Below are 21,812 nucleotides of genomic sequence, written 5' to 3'. Positions count from 1 at the left end.
ATTATTAAGCTTCTACAGCCACTGCGCATCTCTCACACAGTGTCGGGTGATTATGGTTTGTGCCGACATACTTGCTGAAGCACCAGCAGCGTTCGCACTTTTCGCCCTCTGCCTTAGCAACAACGAATGAAGTCTCGGCACCGCTCTTTTCGACCTCAACGCCTGATACGATGAGGATATCCTTGAGCTGGTCAGCCAGTGAAGCATATCTGTCATAGTCAGCATCGCTGCTCTTGATGATGATCTTAGCTTCAAGTGACTTACCGATAGTCTTTTCGTTACGTGCGTCCTCAAGGACCTTGTTTACTGCAAGACGGGTATTGTAGATGAAATCCCACTTGTCTGTAAACTCAGCTGTAAACTCGATGCCGCTCTTTTCAGGCATCTGGTTGAGGAATACGCTTTCCTTGTCGTCTGCTGCCGAATGAGGCATGAACTGCCATATCTCCTCGGCTGTGTATGAAATGATAGGTGCAGCCAGTCTTGTCATAGCACTGATTATGCGATACATAGCAGTCTGAGCTGCTCTTCTGAGAACGGAATCTTCCTTCTCACAGTAAAGTCTGTCCTTGATGATGTCAAGGTAGAAGTTTGACATATCTATTACACAGAAGTTGTGAAGAGCGTGAAGTGCGATATGGAAATCGAATGCATCATAGCCCTTCTTCATAGTGTCGATAAGATTATCGAGCTTCATAAGTGCCCATTTGTCAAGCTCTGTAAGCTGATCGTCGGACACACTGTCCTTATCGGGATCAAAGCCTGCACCGTTTCCGAGGTTGCCCAGAATGAAACGAGCAGTATTTCTTATTTTCTTGTAAGCATCGGAGAGCTGACCGAGGATAGGCTTTGAGATACGGATATCACTGTGATAATCCGAAGAAGCTGCCCAGAGTCTGAGGATATCAGCACCGTACTGGTCTGTTATCTCGCTTGGATCTATACCGTTGCCAAGTGACTTGTGCATTGCCTTGCCTTCGCCGTCAACGACCCAGCCGTGGGTGCAAACAGCCTTGTAAGGAGACTGTCCCTTGTATACAACAGATGTAAGGAGCGATGACTGGAACCAGCCTCTGTACTGATCTGCACCTTCGAGATAAAGGTCAGCAGGCCATGTAAGGCTCGGGAAGTCCTTTCCTTCCATAACAGAGGTATGAGATACACCGCTGTCGAACCATACGTCCATGATATCGTATTCCTTAGTGAATTCACCGCAGCCGCACTCGCACTTAACGCTTGCAGGGATAAACTCGCTTGTATCCTTAGTCCACCATGCATCGCTGCCTTCCTTGCGGAAGAGTTCAGAGATAGCATTGATAGTCTCGTCATTGCATATAGGCTTGCCGCAGTCCTTACAGTAAACAACTGGTATCGGAACGCCCCATGTTCTCTGACGTGAGATACACCAGTCGCTTCTGTCGCGTACCATGCCCTTTATTCTGTCCTCGCCCCACTCAGGGATCCACTGAACAGACTCGATAGCCTTGATAGCATCGTCCTTGAAGCCGTTTACTGAGCAGAACCACTGCTCTGTAGCTCTGTATATGATAGGGCTGTTACATCTCCAGCAGTGTGGGTACTGGTGAACGATCTTCTGTGTAGCCAGCATTGCGCCCAGCTCTGTGAGCTTTGCAGCGATAGCCTTGTTAGCCTGATCTGTGTCCATGCCCTCGAATTCACCTGCTTCGGCAGTCTGCTTACCCTTTGAGTCAACGCATACGATGATACCGATATCGTCGTACTTCTTGCAAACCTCAAAGTCCTCTACACCGTAGCCGGGAGCTGTATGTACGCAGCCCGTACCGCTTTCAAGAGTAACGTGGTCACCTACGATGACAGGTGAAAGACGGTCGTAGAGCGGATGCTTTGTTTTCATTCCCTCAAGCTCTGCACCTGTGAAGATATGCTCTGTGGTATACTCTGTGATACCGGCAGTTTCCATAGTAGTCTTTACAAGCTCCTCAGCCATTACGTAGTACTCATCGCCTACGTGAACGAGGGTATAGTTATACTCAGGACCAAGGCAGATAGCAAGGTTGCCCGGAATAGTCCATGTAGTAGTTGTCCAGATAACGAAATATATCTTTGAAAGATCGAGTCCAAGTCCCTTGAAGATACCCTTATCATCAGTTACGTTGAACTTGACATAGATCGAATAGCAAGGATCGTTGGAATACTCTATCTCAGCCTCAGCAAGAGCGGTATTACAGTCAGGGCACCAGTAAACAGGCTTTAAGCCCTTGTACATATAGCCCTTCTTTACCATTGAGCCGAATACTTCCACCTGCTTTGCCTCATACTCAGGGCGAAGTGTAAGGTAAGGATATTCATAATCGCCCAGTGAACCGAGTCTCTTGAAGCCCTTCATCTGGTTAGCGACCTGAGTCATAGCGTATTCACGGCAGTGCTTTCTCAGGTCTACCGCAGGGATAGCACCGTTTTCAACGCCGATAGCCTTCATAGCTTTCAGCTCGATAGGAAGTCCGTGAGTATCCCAGCCGGGAACGTAAGGAGCACAGAATCCGCTCATATTCTTATACTTTACGATGAAATCCTTGAGAGACTTGTTAAGAGCGTGTCCCAGGTGGATCTCGCCGTTTGCATATGGAGGTCCGTCATGGAGAACATATGAAGGCTTGCCCTTGTTCTTGTCTATCATCTTGTAATAGAGTCTTTCATCTTCCCATTTTTTGAGAGTTTCGGGTTCTCTCTTAGGCAGATTTCCGCGCATGGGGAATTCTGTCTGCGGTAAATTAAGGGTACTGTTATAATCCTGTGCCATACTATCTGATCTCTCATTTAAAAGCTCTGAGAGATCCTCCTTTCGATCTTTTTTGATATAATTATTCTTCTGTCTCAGCAGCTACAGCAGCAGCTATCTCTTCAGCTGTCTGAGGCTCTTCCTCTTCTGTCTCGGCATCATCGAATGTCTCAGGCATAGAAGAGATGAGCTCAAGGTGGCTCTTATACATATCAAAGAGGCTCTTCTTGAAGTCAGCTACCTGCTGCTGAGCTTCGATGAGAGCTTCCTTCTCCTTAGCGATCTCAGCGCGGTTCTTCTCCATAGCCTCTGCGTGCTGACGTACAGCCTCGTCCTCAAGAGCAGCAGCCTTTTCCTTAGCCTCAGCAAGTATCTGCTCAGCCTTTTCGTTAGCTTCGTTGAGCACCTGATGACCCTGCTTCTGAGCACCGAGAAGTGCGTCCTTGAGAGCGTCCTCGTCTCTCATATATTCTCTTACCTTGTCGGCAAGCACCTGTATCTTACTGTTAGCCTCTGCACGCTCGCGCTCCATTTCGTCGAGCTCAGCCTCGAGCTGTGTAAGGAATTCGTCTATTTCCTCCTGCTTATAGCCGAAAGCAGCTTTTTCAAATCTCTTATTTCTAACGTCCTTTGAAGTTATCATTTCAATTCACCTCTAAATATATTTTCTCAGATTTATGTGTATGCGGCCCTTTCTGGTCGAGCCGTTAATACCCGAAAGAATAAACCTTCCGCAGCCTCTAACCGAGAGGATATCCCCCTCTCTGACTTCATGGGATACGGAAGAAACGGGAAAGTGGTTTATATCCACCTTGTCCGAACGGATAAGAGCAGCAGCCTTTTCACGGCTGACATTTGCCGCAGCCCCTACTACGCAGTCAAGGCGCAGCGATGCGACAGTTCCGCTGATATCCTGAAATTTCTGAGCGTTTTCCAGCTCAAAGGGCTTGTCATCGGATATTTTAACTCCGACCCTGCCTATCTTAGAGACCGCAGACATGATAAGCTTTGCCGCAACTTCAGTGACGAAGGTCTGTGCAGTTCCCTCCTCCGCGGCGATATCGCCAATGGCTTCGCGCTTCAATTGCTGAGCCATAAAAGAGCCGAGGAAGTCTCTGTGCGTAAGCTTGTCCTCCTTGCGATAGCTGAAGGTAAGGCATTTCATAGGGAAGTCATCTTTGATATACTCCTCACAGTAATCGGGGTATACAGCAAGTATCTTTCTTCTGGCATTCTCATATCCGCCCCACAGCATATACCTTAGCCCACCAGTGTTTTTCCTGCACCACATCTCAGCCGCAGCGCACTGACGCTCGTCGAGAAATGATGAGAACTGAGCTGTCACGTCTCTTTCACAGAGCGAGACCATATCCCCCAGCCTTGCAGCAAACAGCTTATCCGACTGATCGTTCATCAGATGAATACGCCGTTATTCTCCAGCTCGCCAACAAGGTCTTCGCCGATAAAGCCGACATTATATGGAGTAATGATATATGTCAGATTAGCAACAGGCTTGAGGCTTCCGCCGTTTGCATAAGCAACACCTACAAGGAAGTCGATTATTCTTCTCTTATTTTCAGGAGAAGCTGTTTCAAGATTAAGAACTACTGTCTTCTTTGCGATAAGGTGATCTGCGATCTGCTTAGCGTCTGTAAAAGCAGAAGGCTTTACGAGAACCACCTGGAGCTGTGCAGTAGTCTGGATATTAACTACCTTGTTTCTTCTGCCTGTTCCCGGAGCACTTGTCTCGTTTACAGGAGCATCGTCCTGATCGGAAGGCTGAAAACCGCCTCTTTCACGCTCATGACGTACTGGTACATCAGCTTCAAAATCATCATCATCTGCAGCAAAGAAAAAATCTTTAATACCGTCAAAAAGTTTCATCTTAATACTCCTTCTCCGCATTATTTGTTTATATATATTTCTCTTCACAGGATCAATGCGGAGCATCCCGTGTTGATATCCAGCATTCCGCTGTGAGTTACTTTGAGTAGTCTCTTGCGCCGAAAAGCCCCGTACCTATACGCACCAGCGTAGAGCCGTACTTTATGGCTTCGGCATAATCATGAGTCATACCCATAGAGAGCGTATCCATATCGGGGTACTGAGCCTTTACGCTGTCGTAAAGCTCCTTCATACGTCCGAGGAAGATATCGCTTTCGCCCGGCGGCGGGATAGTCATAAGCCCCCTTATCCTTATTCCGTCAAGCTCTTTCAGTCCTTCGATCAGCTCATTCAGCTCATTGGGAGCGACTCCGCTCTTGGAGTCCTCACCGCCGATATTGACTTCGCACAGGATATCCATCGTCCTGCCGTTCTTCACAGCGAGGCGGCTTATCTCCTGTCCCAGTTTAAGGCTGTCAACAGACTGTATCATACTTACCGAATTTATGATATATTTTACCTTGTTTGTCTGTAAATGACCAATTATCTGCACCTCAGCCGACTTGTCATAGAAGTCAGCCTTTGAGAGATACTCCTGTACTCTGTTTTCTCCGAGAAGGTCAATACCAAGCTCTATGGCGTGGTTAATGGCTTCGGGAGCAACAGTTTTCGTTACAGCCATGATGCGGACAGTATCTTCGGGCTTTCGGTATTTTGCCTTGGCTTCTGCGCATCTCTCTCTTATTATGTGCAAATTCTCGTCGATATAAGCGAGATCGTTACTTTTCATTCTCTTTCTCGACCTCCTCGATCATAATATCATCGTAAAGCGCAAGATACTCGGGATCGTCATTCACCTCAGAGAGAACGTAATCGCTTCCCTCATAGACTACCTTTATCTTTTTGAACAGTATCTGCTCGCCCTTACGGATATATACACCCTTGCTTGTGAGCACCTTTTCTGCTTCGTTTCCGTTTTCATCGGTGTACGTTGTCTTTACATCGGCAAAACGTATAGCCTCACGGGGAACTTTAAGACCATTGTGCTCGCCCTTGATAAGCTCCACGATCTCAGCTCTGTGCTGTACGAGCTCGTAATTGAACTTATCACATGATATTATGATGATACTTTTATTTTTGCTTTCGTCACGGATATCCGTGATCTGAGCAGGATAAGCTTCTGCTGACGAATCAAATCTCAGCTTTACTTCATCGCCGATAGCGTACTCTTTCTTTGAGTTATCGGCAACCAGTGCAAGATACCAGCCGTAACCGTCTATAAGCTTTCCGACCACGTTAGGTGCTGTGGATTTCCTGTCAGTTATCCCTTCAAGCATAGAGACTGTAAGACTGTCAAGGTTTTTTGTAGTGAGCTTGTCCTCATAGCCGTCGATATAGCTTGCAAAGTAAGCAGAGCGTTTCGCGGATATAGTTTCCTGCGGTGCTACTGCCTTTGCATCGAGCTTTGCTATCTCAGCCTTTATGTCCGAGATCTTCTGGCTGAAGCCCTGTACCTCTTCTGTTATTATCTGATAGGTACTGAGCTTTACGAGAAGCTCCTCACTGACCTCGTCAAGAGTCTCAAAATCACCCGTATCCCTGCTGCATATAAGCCTGCGGTAATTCTCTGCGATACTTTCCGACAGATTTGCAGGCTGTGCGGATTCGAGAGTACCGGGGTTCTGTATCTTCTGAAGGACAGCGAGTTCCTTTTCCAGCTTAGCCTTTTCATGCTTTATGCTCAGCTGTTCATCAGAGGGGTAAGCCTCCGCGATGACAGTGCCGTTGCCGACTCTTCCGCCGTCAGACACATTATAGCTGAGAACACCGTTTCCGCTGTAGAGGATTATCTCCTCGTCCCTGATGAATACTCCCTTGTATTCCTTTGAGGATACAGCGGAAGCCATCAGAGCCGAGACGGTATTGCTCTCTCTGTTGCGGAAATTATAGACTATGCTGATAAAAATTATCAGAAGCAGCACAAGGACAATGTTCCTCAGGAGCTTGACCATGAAGCTGCTTTCCGATCTGGCAAATCGCATTCAGATCACCCTTAGTCGTTCTTTTCCGAAGCGTCAAGAATAGAAACTGCTCTTGCCGGGATGATCGTTGATATAGCGTGCTTGTAAACCAGCTGCTGCTTGCCTTCGCAGTCGAAGATAGCTACATAGCTGTCAAAGCCTCTTACCATACCCTTGAACTGGAATCCGTTAGTAAGGATAATAGTTACCATGATCTTGTCTTTTCTGCACTGATTAAGGAAAACATCCTGCAGATTGATAGTTTTGTTCATACACATTCTCCTATCTGATTTATTTGTTTACGTGTACATCTGAACGGGTAAAATTATTTTCCAAATAACTCGCGTAGAAATACACACATTACATTATATCACACTTCAAAGTGTTTGGCTATAGTTTTTTTGCATTTTTCTAATATTTCAATTTTTTTATTAAATGTATCGGGCATTATCCACTCTATGCGAGGGTTTCTTCTGAACCATGTGAGCTGACGCTTGGCGTAATGTCTTGTCTCCTGCTTGATATCCGCAATGCAGTCATCAAGAGCTCTTTCATCCTTGAAATATGGGATAAGCTCCTTATAGCCTATGGCATTCGCAGCCGTTTTCATGCCGCTTTCAAGCCAGAGCTGCCGAGCTTCTTCGACAAGTCCTGCCTTTACCATTTCGTCAACGCGCAGGTCTATGCGTTCGTATAAAGTCTGTCTGTTCTCATAGTTCAGCCCTATAATAAGGGAATTATACGGACTTTCCACCATTTTGCTCTCACGTTTCAGCTCGCTGAACTTCCTGCCCGTAACGTGACAGACCTCCAGTGCGCGGACTACTCTCACCAGATTATTGGGGTGTATACCCTCTGCGGCTTCCGAGTCAATCTCCGCAAGCCTTGCATGGAGTGCCTCGTTGCCGTGTTCTTTTGCAAATGCGTATAGCTCCTCACGGTAAGCCTCATCGCTGCCGCCCTCGGAGAACTTCACGTTTTCAAGGAGCGAGTCGATGTAAAGTCCCGTGCCGCCTACTATAATAGGAAGCTTTCCCCGTGAGAGTATCTCCTGTATCTTCTCATTTGCCAGCTGAACATAGTCCGCAGCACTGAAGCTGATATCTCTGTCCAGGAGATCCATAAGATGATGAGGTATCCCCTGTTTTTCTTCTTCCGAAGGCTTTGCCGAAGCTATGTCCATACCCTTGTATATCTGCATGGAATCGGCGGAGATGACCTCTCCGCCGTAAATCTTTGCAAGCTCTACGCCCAGCCATGTCTTGCCCGATGCCGTAGGACCGACAACTGCAAGCACAAAGGGCTTTTTATTCTTTTCGTTCATTATCAACTTCTCCCGACTGTATACGCTTTATCATTTTTGCTGTCTGAGCCTTTTTTCTCAGCCTTTTAGCTATTACACCCAATGCAATGCCAAAAGAAGGCACTAAAACAAGTACAGGCACGACTAACATCATAAAATACGGGGGTCCTGTACTTACACGGCAGTATATCCCCTCGCCGTTAGTCTCAATGGTATATGCAGCAGGAGTATTGAAAAAATGCACTGTTTCAAACGCAGACGCATTGGTAACTCCGAGGATATTGCCGTCCTTATCGCAGTAAGCAACTTTCACCTGACTGAAATGATTGAATATCTCATCGTTTTCTTCTTTCAGCCCGAACATCACATACATATTTTCCATATCCGACTTTTCAAAGACGGCACAGTTATGACGCAGGAGCATACTTGTGTAGCCGCCTTCTTCATATTTTGCAAGTCCGCAGTCTTTGCCGACTCCGAGGAGCTTTCCGTTCTCCTCATTGAAATCAACGGCATACTTGTCATTTTTCTTGTCCTTTACGAGAATATCCGCAAATGCCGTGCCTTCGGGAGCGTTTTTCAGTGTTATATTCTGACGAAGTGTATCAACGTCCCATGCAAAAGCGGTCATACCGCCAATAAAGCACATTATTACTGTGAAATATACTGCGATGAATGCTTTAACAGCTCGTTTCATAGTTACTCCTTACGTCCTTTTGAACTGATGAGAGATATTGCTCTTGGTCATGGTGAACATTACAGGTCTGCCGTGAGGACAATGGCGTATGCGCTCGTCGAAATACACCTGCTCCGCAAGAGATTGCAGCTCAGCGATATCGTTCTTGTCATTGCCCTTTATCGCTGATTTGCAGGCAACTGTATGGAGCATATCGTCCAGCATATGAGACTGTGGGTCGTGGCTGTACATACGAAGATTATTGGCTATCTCGGAGATTATGTCCTCCATGTCAAGCTCCATTATAAATGTGGGGACAGCCGTTGCCACCACGCAGGGCTTCTCTGAAAAGTCAAAAGCAAAACCTAAGTCCGCAAGAAGCTCCTGATTTGATTCAAGTGCGCTTATCTCGTCACCTGTGAGCAGCACACGAACTCCCGTAAGGAGCTGCTGACTGTACTGCCTACAGTTGCGGCTTTTCAGACGCTCAAATATTATTCTCTCATGGGCAGCGTGTTTGTCGATCATTATCATGGTATCATCGCCCACTTCGGCAACGATGTAAAGCCCGAAGGCTTCGCCGATAACACGTATCTTAGGCTTTTCCGTCCATACAGACTCCTCTTTCTTCTCCTCGGCAGGCTGAGAAACTACAGGCTGTGCGGCAGTAAATGCCTGCTGAGTGATATAGCTGAATCCCTCAACAGGTGCAGGCTCGGGTTCGCTGACCGAAACGGGCTCGGGAGCTTTTACGCTCTCAGTCACCTGCTCCTCTTTCGGAGCTTCTTCGGCTTCGCGTACAGGCTCGGGCTTTTCGTATACAGGAGCTGCCACCTGCACAGGCTTTGGCTGGTCATATGCGGTACTTGGCTTTATATCCGCAGTATAAGGCGTTTCCTCGATCTCTCTGCGCACAGGCTGAACAGGCGCAGATACAGCCGCAGGAGCTTCTGCAAGCTTTTTCTCTGTCTCCTCTATCTTGTCAACGGGAGTGAACAGGAATTCCTGCTGTATCATCTCCTCCTGCTCGGGAACAGGCTTTGTCCAGTCCGCATGGGGCTTCAGCTCGAACTCATATATAAGACCGTCCTTCATCATGGCGTTCTTCACAGCGAAATATACCGCGTCCGATACGGATTTTTCGTTGGTAAAGCGCACCTCCGCCTTCGTGGGGTGGATATTTACGTCCATAGTGCTGGGCGGCAGGTCTATGAGAAGTACGCAGGCAGGAAATTTGCCTGTCATTATCATGTTTGTGTAAGCATTTTCCAAAGCCGCAGAGCAAAGCCTTGAGCGGACATATCTTCCGTTTACGAAGAAGTTCTGGAAAGCGCGGTTGTTCTTGGAGTACAGTGGCTTTATAACGTATCCGCCCACATGGACTCCCTCATATTCATAGTCCACAGGCATGAGGTCACGGGCAAAATCTCTGCCGTAGACTGCGTATACAGCCGAAAACAGCTCCCCGTCACCGCTGGAATTGAACTCGGTGCGATTGTCGCGTATAAAGCGAAAAGCTATGTCAGGGTGTGACATAGTTATCTTCTGGAGTATACTGCTCACCGCATTTGCTTCGGTAACGTCCTTTTTCATAAACTTGCGTCTTGCAGGCACATTGTAGAAAAGATCGCGGATAATTATGGTAGTGCCGTCGGGACAGCCGCTCTGCTCGTGAGTCTTTTCGGTACTGCCCTCGATAGTGTAGAGAGTGCCGTAAAGCTCTTCCTTCTGCTTTGTCATTATCTCCACACGGGCAACTGCCGCTACAGACGCAAGAGCTTCACCGCGAAAGCCGAGAGTAAGGATATTTTCAAGATCCTCCTTGGCACTTATCTTGCTTGTGGCATGACGAAGAAAAGCCTTTGGTACATCGTCAAAGGACATTCCGCAGCCGTCATCTGTGACGCGCATATATGTAGTTCCGCCGTTTTTTATCTCCACGGTTATATGAGTCGCCCCTGAGTCTATGGAGTTCTCCACAAGCTCCTTTATGACCGATGAGGGGCGCTCGATGACCTCACCTGCGGCGATGAGTTCGGATATTTCCTTGCTTAGGACGTTTATTGGAGGCATTGCTTACTTCCTTTCTGATATGGAACGCGGTTCAGACCAGCTTGATATCCTTATGCATTATGAGGACTCCGCCTGCATAAATATGGTCGTCGGTATATGCTGCTGTGTCCATATGTCCGAACTGCTTTTCGGATACTATGGCTAACGGACAGACAGACGGTGCAGCACCGTCCTTTATCTCCTGCTCTGTACGTATGCCGTCACTTGTTTCGAGCTCGGTCTGTACAGTACGTGTTTTCGGGAGTATCCACAAAAGGCTTGCAATATTCTTCATCTTTGCGATAGCTTCCGTCTTGTATACGCCGCGCTCTGCAATGACCTCTTCCTCCTTGAACAGCAGTGTAAAGCTGTACTCCCTGTCGGCAGGGTAATTATTGCTGATATATCCGCGTATCTCGGAAAAGCCTTCATAGCCGAATATCATCTGCTTATAGTCATTTTCGCGGCTCTCGTCACTGCCGAGGACGAAGTTCTGCTCCAGCTTCTTCTGGTTGTACTCAAGTATATCCTCGATAGTTTCGTTTTCGCAGCTGCCGACTCCGCTTTTGAATTCGAGCCCTGCGTGTTTGATGTAAGCAAGAAGCTCCTTCATATTATCGTAATCCAGCTCCAGACGGCTGTATTCAAATGTCATTGAGATATATGCAGGCATATTTTTACCTCCGATTATATATTTATGAAATGCAGAGCCATTCCCTGCATTTTAAGTTGAGAGTTTAGAGTTGAGAGTTGAAAGTCATACACGGGCGGATAATATCCGCCTCTAAATTTTTAATGTTATACGCGGAACGCCGCAGGCGTTCCATGCTAAGGGCTACTGCATAGCTTTGAGCATATCTTTCAGCAGCTCGCGGCATTCGCTGTCGCTGAGCTCGTCGATATTGGTCTTTTCAAGCATATCCAGAGCAGCTTCCCTGCCCAGACTTCCGAAGCTTATCTGTCCGAAATCGTCATTCTTTATTACAGTACGCTCGTTTTCGTGAGCCTTTTCCATTTCTTCAAGCAGCTCTCTTGCACGGCTTACCACCTTTGCAGGAAGTCCTGCAAGCTTTGCAACGTCCACACCGTAGCTCTCGTCAACTCCGCCGCGGACTATCTTTCGCAGAAAGCGTATAGTGCCGCCGTGCTTGTTTACGGCGATACTGTAGTTCTTAACGCCTTCAAGCTCGTTTTCAAGTCCTATTAGCTCATGATAGTGGGTAGCAAAAAGAGTCTTGCAGCCCAGCTTTTTCGAGGTGCAGATATGCTCCGCAACAGCACGGGCAATGCTTACACCGTCAAATGTGGAAGTACCTCTTCCCACCTCGTCAAGTATGACAAGGCTGTCCTTTGTGGCATTTTTGAGGATATCCGATACCTCGCTCATTTCCACCATGAATGTGGACTGTCCTGCTGTAAGGTCGTCGGAAGCTCCCACACGGGTGAAGATCTTGTCGACTACCGATATCCTTGCGGAGTCGGCAGGTACAAAGCTTCCTATCTGCGCCATGAGGACTATAAGCGCGTTCTGACGCATATATGTTGATTTACCCGACATATTAGGTCCTGTGATTATGGACATTCTGTCGGACTTGTTGTCGATATGAAGATCGTTCGGCACGAACACCTCATCTGTGAGCATGAGCTCAACAACAGGGTGTCTGCCTGCCTTGATATCTATAGCTCCGTCAAGAACGATATCAGGCTTTACGTACTGATTTCGCAGAGCCACATCTGCAAATGAGCACAGCACGTCCACGGAAGCCACCGCAGAGGCTGTTTTCTGTACAGCTTCAAGCTTTGTAGCAAGGAAATCGCGCACCTCCGAGAATATATCGGCTTCAAGGGCAAGAGCCTTGTCCTTTGCACCCAGTATAGCATTTTCGGCATTTTTCAGCTCCTCGGTAATGAAACGCTCGGCATTTGCAAGAGTCTGCTTGCGTATCCAGCCCTCGGGGATAAGGTCGTAGTAGGAACGTGTAACCTCAAGATAGTATCCGAACACACGGTTGAAGCCTATTTTCAGGTTCTTGATGCCTGTAGCTTCCTTTTCGCGCTGCTCTATCTCGTCAATGATGCTGCGTCCGTTGTTCATAATATGACGGAGGCTGTCAAGCTCCTTGTTGAAGCCTTCCTTTATGACACCGCCGTCCTTTACGGATATAGGCGGCTCGTCCATGATAGCATTCTCCACAAGGTTAACAAGCTCATCAAGAGTGGATATCTCATCGTTATATCGCGCAAGGAGCTTTGAGTCTGACAGCTTTGCAAGCTCCTGCTTTATAAGGGGCAGCTGCATAGCCGTAGCAGAAAGGGATTTCAGATCGCGTGGATTTGCGCTTTTGTACATTACCTTTGTCATAAGACGTTCAAGGTCGTAAACTCTGTCAAGCAGGTCTGTAAGGTCAGCGAGCACAACGCTCTTGCGGTAAAGAGCTTCAACAGCATCAAGACGCTCGATTATCCTTGCAGGGCTCTTCAATGGCTGCTCTATCCAGTTTTTGAGGAGTCTGCGTCCCATTGAAGTCTTTGTGGAGTCCAGCACCCACAGCAGCGAGCCTTTTTTCTCCTTGCTGCGGAGAGTCTCTGTAAGCTCAAGATTTCGCCTTGCATTGAGGTCAAGTCCCATGAACTGATCTCCGCTGAGTATATCTATGGCAGTAAAACGGGATACCGAGGTTTTCTGTGTATCGTTTATATAATCGAAAAGTCCGCACACTGCCGCACAGTCTGCTCCGTCCTCGCTTATGCCAAGCTCTGTCACGGATTTTACGCCGAAAACGGCTGTTACCGTATCTCGTCTGGCTGACGGAGTGAAGCATATTGTATCTCTCAGTGTAACTGCGCATGAAAGACGAACCTTTACGAAATCCGCTGCATTTTTCAGCGAAAGGAAATTCTCGGGGAATATTATCTCCGCAGGTCTGCATCGTGAAAGCTCGTTGATAACGCCTGCTTCAAGGTCCTTGCCCTCGAATAAGCTGAGAGCCGCATCACCTGTGGAAATATCCGCAGAAGCAACACCGCAGGAATCCGTATCCTTATCGTAAAAGATACTGCATATGTAGTTATTGCTGCCGTCATCGAGCATACTGCTCTCTGTGAGCGTACCCGGAGTTACCACGCGGATAACATCACGCACTACTATGCCCTTGGTCTCGGCAGGGTCTGTGAGCTGCTCGCAGACAGCCACCTTGAAGCCCAGATCTATGAGCTTCTTTATGTACATATCCGCCGCATGATAAGGTACTCCGCACATAGGCGCACGTTCCTCCAGACCGCAGTCCCTGCCTGTGAGCGTAAGCTCCAGAGCCTTTGAGACCGTTACGGCATCGTCAAAGAACATCTCGTAGAAGTCGCCGAGACGGAAGAAAAGTATACAATCCGTGTACTTGTCCTTGACCTCGAAGTACTGCTGCATCATGGGGGATATTTTACTTCTGTCGATTTCCATTGGTTTAGCTCCTTTTATTTAAAATACTGTGCTCTCGCACAACGTCACATTCTTTTCAGAAATGCCATCAAAAAACCTATGACCAAAGCTGCTATTATCATAACTGCCACGATCACCGAGTTTCTTTTCTGTATCGACTGCAAATTCCCCGTATTGCTATCGTTTACAGGGATATTGTGCTGTTTAGCCCACTTTACAAGATCGCCGCAGCCGTCACAAGCCTTGTTGAGGCTTGCTACCTTAGTGCCGTTCGACATTATTCTAAGACCATTGAAAGCAGCACCGCTTATCTCCGATATCTCGCTGTAGCTGTAGGTCCTGCCCTTGACGATGATACTGTCGCCGCTTACCTCGGCTATTTCGGTCTTTTCTATCTTTGAAGCATATACCATACAGTATATGGCATAGAATATTGCAACAAACGCAAATATAAGTCCTGCTGTCTGATAGCTTGCATTACGGAGCATAGAACGGGTAAGTATAAGAGCTCCGCAGGCTATTGTACAATAGCCTATCTGTTTCGTCTGTGCAACAGTATCAGCACAGTATCTCAGCTTGAAGCTGTAGGACGGCTCTCCTGCATCGGGAGAGTTTATTATCTCATTTACGGCTGATATCTTTTCAAGCAGTCTGTTGTTAATATTGTTAGCCATAGCTTTTTATCAGTGGCAGCCTGCGCAGGATGCACAGCTTCCCGTGCAGCCTGTCTCAGGTATCTGACAAGTCTCGGGGTCTTCACCGTTTGCACAGAGGCTGATTATCTGCTGTACGTTTGAAACGAGCTTTTCAAGAGCCTGCTGTGCGCCTGAGAAAACTATCATCTTCGGGTTCTTCATGATCTTGTTGTATACAGTCTTGAGCTCTGTATCAAGTGCTTTGATATTTTCCGAATCAGGCTCTTCCGCACTCATAGCAGTACCTAAGTTCATACGAAGGTCTTCAAAGTGAGCGATGTCCTCCTGAAGCTCCTTATCCTCATCGTTAGCCTGCTTTGCAAGCATATAAGCTACATATCTGTCGTCCTGCTGAATAGCCTTTCCAAGCTCTCTTGTCATTTCCATAATATCCATTTTAAACATTCTCCTTAAATAAATTTTATTTCAGACTTAACCCATATAATCCAGGTAAAGCTCGTCAAATTCCTCAGATTCGCCATTTGGGTGAGAGAAATATGATTTTACGCTTCCGTCTGAGTACTTTGTAGCATATACAACGTCCATATATCTGATGCCCTTTTCTTCAAGCACCGCTTCGTAAGAAGGCGTTTTTTCATCAATATTGAAATCATAGCTGCCTGATGACTTTAAATTATCATTCTCCCATTTAAAGTAATTTATACTTGCAGCACCCATGTGCCCCCACACGATAACGAGATCACCTGTATTCTCGTCATATGCGAAAGATGTATGACCTCCGCCGATAACACCAAGATCATCTGCACCGTCCTCGGGATCAATTTTGTATAAATGTATCTGGAAATCCGCTTCGCAGCTGCCGTATTTCAGCAGAAGCTCGGGGATACCGTCTGTATCGAGATCACGAAATCCGAATTCGATACTTGCCATACCGTCGTGTTCGGCAGCTGTCTTATCGAAAACGTCCTTTATAACGCTCTGATAGATAGCGGGATACATATCCATCAATCCGCCTGCGGACACATTGCCGTCAGGCTCTGTAGTCGTTGCAGCAGGGTCTGTAACTGCTTCTTTTGTAGTCGCCTCAGCAGTAGTTTCAGCCTCTGTAGTTGTTTCCTCAGCAGCTGTAGTTGAAGCTTCTGTAGCCGCTGTAGCAGCTTCATTATTTGCTTTGCCGTCCTTCTGTCCTATCAAGCCGCAGCCTGTAAGCACGACTGCCGCAAAGCATGATAATGCAATAATTCTTTTCATATTTAATTCTTCCTTTCGATCAAGTCCTTGTATTCAAAATACAATTCTTCTTTTCTTTCCTCTGTGCCGTCGGCAGAATAAATATAGGAATAACCTGCTGACTCCTCATCAGCCTTGTATACCGACACATACGGGAGCTTTGTCAGACCATTCTCCTTGATTATATCATCGTAGCCGTGATCGTCTGCAATGATCTCCTGGACTATTTCTGTTTCTTTCAGCTTATAGTCCTCAATTCCCGTATAATTGATACTCATTGTGCTCATCTGAGCCCATACGATAACAAATCCGTCAGTTCCATCATGGTAGTAAGCTGTGTGGCTGCCGCCCAGTTCGCCTATCTGATACATTCCGTCAAAGCCGTCCTCTTTGTATACATATGTGGTGAAATCAGCTTCGCTGTTTCCGCTCTTGATGATGATCTCGGGAACACCGCACTTGTCAACATCATAGATAGCATACTCCATATATGCATGACCGCCGTTTTCCTCAAGCAGGTGATCAAAATACGAGCTCAGCATAGGCTTTACATCAGCAAAGAAGCCGTCATACCTCTGTCTGAAGTTCTCATCTGACTCTGCAAATGTAGTAGTTTCAGTCTCGGGGTGAGCTGCTGTAGTAGGCGGCTCTGTTTTTCTGACCGCTGTAGTCGTCTCGGCTTCAGTAGTCGTTTCAGCTGCCTCCGTGGTCACTGCCGCTGTCGTATTTTCTGTAGTACTGTTATTATTGTCATCGTTGTTATTATTCGGCTTGGTACAGCCTGCAAGGAGCAGTGCTGCCAGGCATGATACTGCGATCGCTTTTTTCATTTATTACTGTCCTTTCTTTATTCTTCCCGAAACAGCCCAGTTCATAGCGTCGGTTATCTCAACATCAACGAACTGACCGATAAGTGAGCTTTCTCCCTCGAATTCCACTATTATGAATTCATTGCTCTTTCCTGTGAGATATCCCTGCTTTTTCTTTGACACACCGTCAACAAGTACTCTCATAGTCTTTCCGATAAAACGCTTGTAATGCTCTGATGACACAACACGCTGTACGCTGAGAAGCTCTCTCATGCGCTGTCCCTTTTCCTCATCGGATATGCTGTCGGGCATTTCCGCAGCCTTAGTTCCCGAACGCTTCGAGTAAATAAAGGAATAGATATTGTCATATCTCACCTTTTTTATCAGCTCCAGAGTCTCTCTGAATTCCTCATCGCTCTCATCGGGAAATCCCACGATAAGGTCGGTAGTCAGCGAAAAATCAGGATCTCGGCTGTAGATATAGTCCACTATGCCCAGATATTTTTCTATATCGTAATGCCTGTTCATTCTGCGGAGCACATCGCTGCTTCCGCTCTGAACGGGAAGGTGCAGATGCTTTGCGACTTTTTCACATTCAAAGATAGTGTCGATAAGCTCATTTGAAGCGTCCTTGGGGTGAGATGACATAAATCTTATTATGAAATCCCCCTCTATGCTGTCGAGCTCACGGAGGAGCTGCGGAAAGCTCATGCCGTTTTCAAGGTCTTTGCCGTAGGAATTCACATTCTGTCCTAAAAGCATTATCTCCTTGTAGCCGCTTGCTGCAAGTCCGCGCACCTCTTCGATTATATCCTCGGCAAGGCGGCTGCGCTCGCGTCCGCGAACATAAGGCACTATGCAGTAGGTACAGAAATTGTTGCAGCCGAACATTATTGGCACAGAAGCCTTGAAACTGCTGTCACGCACCTGCTCCGCAGCTTCCGAGAAATCGTCATATTCACTGATATCAGCCGAAAAACGAGCTCCGTGAAGAGCTTCCAGAAGCAGCTTCGGCAGAGCGTTTATAGCGGAAGTTCCCAGAACTATATCCACCTGCGGATATGACTTTTTTATCTTCTCCGCAATATGGCTCTGTGCAGTCATACAGCCTGCTATACCGATAATGAGTGATGGTCTGAGCTCCTTGAGCTTCTTCATGCTGCCAACTATGCCGAAAACTCTGTCCTCGGCACTCTCTCGCACCGCACAGGTGTTGAGTATGATAAGGTCGGCTTCATGCTCGTCCTCAGTAAAGACATAGCCCATTTTTTTGAGGAGTCCCTTTATTTTTTCACCGTCGGAAACATTGAGCTGACAGCCAAAGCTCCTGACATAAGCCTTGCGCTCCCTGTCTCCGAGGAGTTCATTTATCTCTTTTATCGCTGCGGTATTGTCGTTCAATTGCAGTACCTCGCCTTCTGTAAAAATCCTGTAATAAATAATTATACCATATAATATAGTATATTTCAAGTATTGATTTGCCACAATGCAGCAAAAAACTCATTATGCTTACTGCTCATTTTAAGATTATTTTAAGTTTCGGGAAATATAATATAAACTGTAGGAGTGTATTCTCCCGAAGAAAGGAGAAATTGAAATATGTTTAAGATAAAAAAACTCGCAGCCGCTTTTGCTGCCTCAGTAATCACAGCCGTATCACTGTTTTCATGTTCAGATGACGGACCTCCTGTCGATGCAAAGGAATTCAAGGTAACTTTCCTCGAAGCAGGCAAGGCTGACGCTATGGTCTTACAGTCGGAAACAGGCACTGTTGTCATAGACTGCGGTGAAAAGGGTGACGGTAAAAAAATCGTCAATCTCCTTGAGGAAAGCGGCAGGACATCTATTGATTACCTGATAATCACTCATTTCGATCAGGATCATGTAGGCGGAGCACCGAAAGTACTCAACAGCATCGAGGTCAAGAACCTTATAACTCCCAACTATGAGGGCAACAACGATGAATACAAGAAATACGTCAAGACTATAGACTCACTTGGTATACAGCCGCAGAAGCTCACCGATAATTTGTCATTTACTCTTGACGACGTAAAATACACTGTCTATGTTCCGAAAAAAGACTTCTACGGCGAAGATGAAAGTGCCGAGAACAACTTCTCTCTCGTCACAAAGGCAGTCCACCACAAGAACACCCTGCTCTTCACAGGCGATGCTATGGAGGAAAGGCTTGACGAGATAATGGATATAGGTCAGTGTACACTGCTGAAAGTACCTTATCACGGCAGAAAGCTTGATAATCTCGAAGCTTTTCTGAAAAATGTAAAGCCTAAATGCGCCGTTACCTGCACTTCAACGTCAGAGTTTTCAAACAAGACCCAAAAGGCTCTTGAAGAATTGAAGATAAAATCCTATGCGACCTGCTATAACGGCGATATCACTGCCACAAGCAACGGTGCGGAAATAACCTTTGAGACCGAAAGATAAATATATCAAACAGAGAAAAATTCAGAAGGGGAACTAAAAAATGCAGGATAACAACGAAAAAGAAATAATTTGCCGCTTTGATTTTCGCAAACCCGAATATTTTTACACAAAGCCGCTGTACAGCGACCATTTGAAAATACAATTTCTGATCTATAAAATACTGAGTATCATCTGCGTTATAGTGGTCATCGTATTCATATTGATGCTGATATTCAATCCTGTTTCTACTTTTTATTCAGCCCTCGTCATTCCGTTACTTTTACTTGCATACACTGTGAAAGACCGCATTATCACACCGCTTCTTGTGAAAAAAGGCTACAAGAAGATACACGCCGAAAATGAGGACCTTGTTACGTATACATTTTACTCCGACAGTGTAAATATAAAATCTCCCACACTTAACACGACCTACGATTACAGCAAGGCTGAACGTTACATGGAAGACTCAAGACGTCTGGCACTTTTCTTTGCGCTGAACAGAAATATATCCATTGAAAAAAGCCTGTGTACCGAGGAACAGCTGAATTTCATAAGGAATATAGTACCCGAAGAAAAGCAGAAAAAATACAGGAAAAAGTCCTCAATAATGCTGACAATATGTATTCTGCTCTACAGTGTAGCTATATATTACTTATGCAGTTCAATATTAAGGATCTACGACATCAATAAAAACACCTATTACCTTGAGTATCCCAAGACTACATATGAATCCTTTGAACGCTGTCTTGATGACGGCACTATCAAGGACGTTGTCATAATAAAGGATATGTTCGTAGAGTACACATACACGGGACACGATAAAGACGAACGCTACTATACGGTATGCTCTAAGAATATCAAAAAGCTGAAAACCAAGCTCGACAACAATGATATCAGCTGGAGATCAAAAGATGCAGAATACTGCATCAAAAAGCGAAATTAAATATCCGCCTGCTGCTCATTGCAGCCAGCTTGATAATATCATTTGAACACGAATACAAAGGCAGCATGAGCTGCCTTTTTTCTTTTTATGAGGATATTCAGCAAACGTAGAATTATTAATGATTTTTTTGTGCAAGTTATATTTTTGTCTTTTATTGACAGTACACTCATCAGATGATATAATTATTATATAGAGATAAAATATTTTTATATTACTATTTTAGGGGGGGCGTTATATGAAAGAAAAAAGATTTAGATCAAGTAAACGCAATTTCATTCTTGCACTTATCTTGCTTCTGACCACAAATATTCTCATGGCTATGATACTTTCCATGCTTGCCAAGAAAAATCTGCGCGAGCAGATAGAGCAAAGAATGTTGGATATTTCCAATACTGCGGCATATATGCTAAACGGTGACGAGCTTGAAAAACTGCAAGCCTCAGATAAAGGCACAGAAAGCTATGATAAAGCACTTGATACCCTCAGAGCCTTTCAGAAAAACATTGAGCTCGACTATATTTACGGTATAAGACAGGAAGCAGACGGCTCGTTTACCTTTACTATTGACCCTGCCGAAGATGCTCCCGGTGAATTCGGTGCTCCGATCGTCTCCACCGAAGCACTCAGAAACGCCGCCAATGGCGTAGCCGATGTTGATAAAAAATCATACACCGACGAATGGGGACGCTTCTACTCGGCATACAGCCCTGTTTTCAATTCCGAAGGTAAGATAGCAGGCATCGTCGGAGTGGATTTCGATGCGAACTGGTATGACGGCAAGCTCAGCAATAACAGAGTCATATCCATTGTCATACTCATGATCGCTATGACCATAGGTATAGTACTCTCATTCATAATCATGTCGCAGAACAGAAAACGTTTCACAGCAATGCTCAAAGAGGTCGATCAGCTTGATCTGGCTACTCATCGAATAAATGAGCAGCTTATGAATACCTGTATAAAGAAACTGGATTTCCTGCCTGACAGCGAGAGCGAAATGATAAAAACTCTGGCAAACGGTGAAAGCGGCAATGATTTACTGCGTGACGATTATGATGAAGTTACCGCAAATCTCCGATCGGTATACAAAAAGCTGGATAAATACGTAAGCTATGTAGATGCAAATATGTATAAGGACGAGCTTACCAATACATACAACAAAGCCGCGTATAAAAATACTATCAAGGCTCTCGATGAAAAGCTCCAAACGGAGGATATGACTTTTTCCGTTGCTTTCTTCGACCTCAACGGTCTTGAGAGCATAAATGCGCATTACGGCTTTGAAGCAGGTGATGTGCTCATGTTCAATTCAGGAAGGATACTCAAAAATGTATTCGGGAAAGAAAATGTATTCCGTGTTGCAGGTGACGAATTCATCGCTATAATGGAAGAAACGAGCCCTGCCCGAATGAGTCTGCTCTTTGAGCAGTTCGATGAGGAACTGAATGAGTTCAATAATTCAAAGAAGTCGGAGCATATCCTCGGCATTGCAAAGGGAACTTCTTCCTATGCTCCCGACAAGCACGAGAATTACCGTCATGTATTCATCGAAGCAAGAAAAAATATGAAAAAAGACAAAGAACTCTATTACCAGAGGAAAAACAGTCTGTAAACAAAAGG

Annotated in this window: 20 protein-coding genes; 3 read left to right on the top strand and 17 right to left on the bottom strand. The window is 45.9% G+C overall.

Annotated features, from left to right (window positions below):
• Window positions 1–4: 4 nt before the first annotated feature.
• From ileS to miaB, 17 genes are all read right to left on the bottom strand, one after another.
• Window positions 5–2,782: an isoleucine--tRNA ligase gene (ileS, locus tag BLW60_RS03940; RefSeq protein ID WP_074714582.1), complete on the bottom strand. Its 2,778-nt coding sequence runs from the start codon at window positions 2,780–2,782 to the stop codon at window positions 5–7.
• A gap of 61 nt (window positions 2,783–2,843) precedes the next feature.
• Window positions 2,844–3,404, bottom strand: coding sequence for a DivIVA domain-containing protein (locus BLW60_RS03935; RefSeq protein ID WP_074714581.1), 561 nt, complete (start codon window positions 3,402–3,404; stop codon window positions 2,844–2,846).
• A gap of 12 nt (window positions 3,405–3,416) precedes the next feature.
• Complete coding sequence (locus BLW60_RS03930) at window positions 3,417–4,175, bottom strand: YlmH family RNA-binding protein (protein WP_074714580.1); 759 nt, start codon at window positions 4,173–4,175, stop codon at window positions 3,417–3,419.
• The gene (locus BLW60_RS03925; protein ID WP_028518661.1) at window positions 4,175–4,645 is read right to left on the bottom strand and encodes a cell division protein SepF; all 471 of its coding nucleotides are present in this window, start codon (window positions 4,643–4,645) and stop codon (window positions 4,175–4,177) included. Before BLW60_RS03925 ends, BLW60_RS03930 begins: the two co-directional genes overlap by 1 nt.
• A gap of 97 nt (window positions 4,646–4,742) precedes the next feature.
• Window positions 4,743–5,435 (bottom strand): YggS family pyridoxal phosphate-dependent enzyme, encoded by a 693-nt coding sequence (locus BLW60_RS03920; protein WP_074714579.1) that lies wholly within the window; start codon window positions 5,433–5,435, stop codon window positions 4,743–4,745.
• Window positions 5,425–6,687, bottom strand: coding sequence for a biotin/lipoyl attachment domain-containing protein (locus BLW60_RS03915; RefSeq protein ID WP_074714578.1), 1,263 nt, complete (start codon window positions 6,685–6,687; stop codon window positions 5,425–5,427). The genes BLW60_RS03920 and BLW60_RS03915 overlap by 11 nt, the downstream gene beginning before the upstream one ends.
• Window positions 6,688–6,698: 11 nt before the next feature.
• Window positions 6,699–6,938 carry an RNA chaperone Hfq gene (gene hfq / locus BLW60_RS03910; protein ID WP_072951924.1) on the bottom strand — a complete coding sequence of 80 codons (240 nt, stop codon included), beginning with the start codon at window positions 6,936–6,938 and terminating at the stop codon, window positions 6,699–6,701.
• Between the two features lie 98 nt (window positions 6,939–7,036).
• Window positions 7,037–7,990, bottom strand: coding sequence for a tRNA (adenosine(37)-N6)-dimethylallyltransferase MiaA (gene miaA, locus BLW60_RS03905; protein WP_074714577.1), 954 nt, complete (start codon window positions 7,988–7,990; stop codon window positions 7,037–7,039).
• Window positions 7,974–8,666 carry a hypothetical protein gene (locus BLW60_RS03900; protein ID WP_074714576.1) on the bottom strand — a complete coding sequence of 231 codons (693 nt, stop codon included), beginning with the start codon at window positions 8,664–8,666 and terminating at the stop codon, window positions 7,974–7,976. Before BLW60_RS03900 ends, miaA begins: the two co-directional genes overlap by 17 nt.
• Before the next feature lie 9 nt (window positions 8,667–8,675).
• On the bottom strand, window positions 8,676–10,718 hold the full coding sequence (mutL, locus tag BLW60_RS03895) for a DNA mismatch repair endonuclease MutL (protein WP_074714575.1): 2,043 nt from the start codon (window positions 10,716–10,718) through the stop codon (window positions 8,676–8,678).
• Window positions 10,719–10,749: 31 nt separating this feature from the next.
• Window positions 10,750–11,370: a hypothetical protein gene (locus BLW60_RS03890; protein ID WP_074714574.1), complete on the bottom strand. Its 621-nt coding sequence runs from the start codon at window positions 11,368–11,370 to the stop codon at window positions 10,750–10,752.
• A 162-nt stretch (window positions 11,371–11,532) separates the two neighbouring features.
• Window positions 11,533–14,151, bottom strand: coding sequence for a DNA mismatch repair protein MutS (gene mutS, locus BLW60_RS03885; RefSeq protein ID WP_074714573.1), 2,619 nt, complete (start codon window positions 14,149–14,151; stop codon window positions 11,533–11,535).
• A gap of 44 nt (window positions 14,152–14,195) precedes the next feature.
• On the bottom strand, window positions 14,196–14,804 hold the full coding sequence (locus BLW60_RS03880) for a hypothetical protein (protein ID WP_074714572.1): 609 nt from the start codon (window positions 14,802–14,804) through the stop codon (window positions 14,196–14,198).
• A 9-nt stretch (window positions 14,805–14,813) separates the two neighbouring features.
• Window positions 14,814–15,221, bottom strand: a complete 408-nt coding sequence (locus BLW60_RS03875; protein ID WP_074714571.1) for a YlbF/YmcA family competence regulator — start codon at window positions 15,219–15,221, stop codon at window positions 14,814–14,816.
• A 36-nt stretch (window positions 15,222–15,257) separates the two neighbouring features.
• Entirely contained in the window at window positions 15,258–16,037 is a 780-nt protein-coding gene (locus tag BLW60_RS03870; protein ID WP_074714570.1) for a hypothetical protein, read from the bottom strand.
• A gap of 2 nt (window positions 16,038–16,039) precedes the next feature.
• On the bottom strand, window positions 16,040–16,846 hold the full coding sequence (locus BLW60_RS03865) for a hypothetical protein (protein ID WP_074714569.1): 807 nt from the start codon (window positions 16,844–16,846) through the stop codon (window positions 16,040–16,042).
• A 3-nt stretch (window positions 16,847–16,849) separates the two neighbouring features.
• Window positions 16,850–18,226 (bottom strand): tRNA (N6-isopentenyl adenosine(37)-C2)-methylthiotransferase MiaB, encoded by a 1,377-nt coding sequence (miaB, locus tag BLW60_RS03860; protein ID WP_074714568.1) that lies wholly within the window; start codon window positions 18,224–18,226, stop codon window positions 16,850–16,852.
• Between the two features lie 198 nt (window positions 18,227–18,424).
• On the opposite strand from miaB, the gene BLW60_RS03855 reads away from it, so the two are divergent.
• The 3 genes from BLW60_RS03855 (at window position 18,425) to BLW60_RS03845 (ending at window position 21,804) form a co-directional block, all read left to right on the top strand.
• Window positions 18,425–19,270, top strand: coding sequence for a ComEC/Rec2 family competence protein (locus BLW60_RS03855; protein ID WP_074714567.1), 846 nt, complete (start codon window positions 18,425–18,427; stop codon window positions 19,268–19,270).
• A gap of 40 nt (window positions 19,271–19,310) precedes the next feature.
• Window positions 19,311–20,192 carry a hypothetical protein gene (locus tag BLW60_RS03850; protein WP_074714566.1) on the top strand — a complete coding sequence of 294 codons (882 nt, stop codon included), beginning with the start codon at window positions 19,311–19,313 and terminating at the stop codon, window positions 20,190–20,192.
• A 235-nt stretch (window positions 20,193–20,427) separates the two neighbouring features.
• The gene (locus tag BLW60_RS03845) at window positions 20,428–21,804 is read left to right on the top strand and encodes a GGDEF domain-containing protein (RefSeq protein ID WP_074714565.1); all 1,377 of its coding nucleotides are present in this window, start codon (window positions 20,428–20,430) and stop codon (window positions 21,802–21,804) included.
• Window positions 21,805–21,812 lie beyond the last annotated feature (8 nt).

It is taken from the genome of Ruminococcus flavefaciens (assembly GCF_900108555.1).
GTDB classification, from domain to species: Bacteria; Bacillota; Clostridia; order Oscillospirales; family Ruminococcaceae; genus Ruminococcus; species Ruminococcus flavefaciens_P.
The sequence above is the reverse complement of the archived record's forward strand: the minus strand, read 5'-3'. Positions and strand labels throughout refer to the sequence as shown.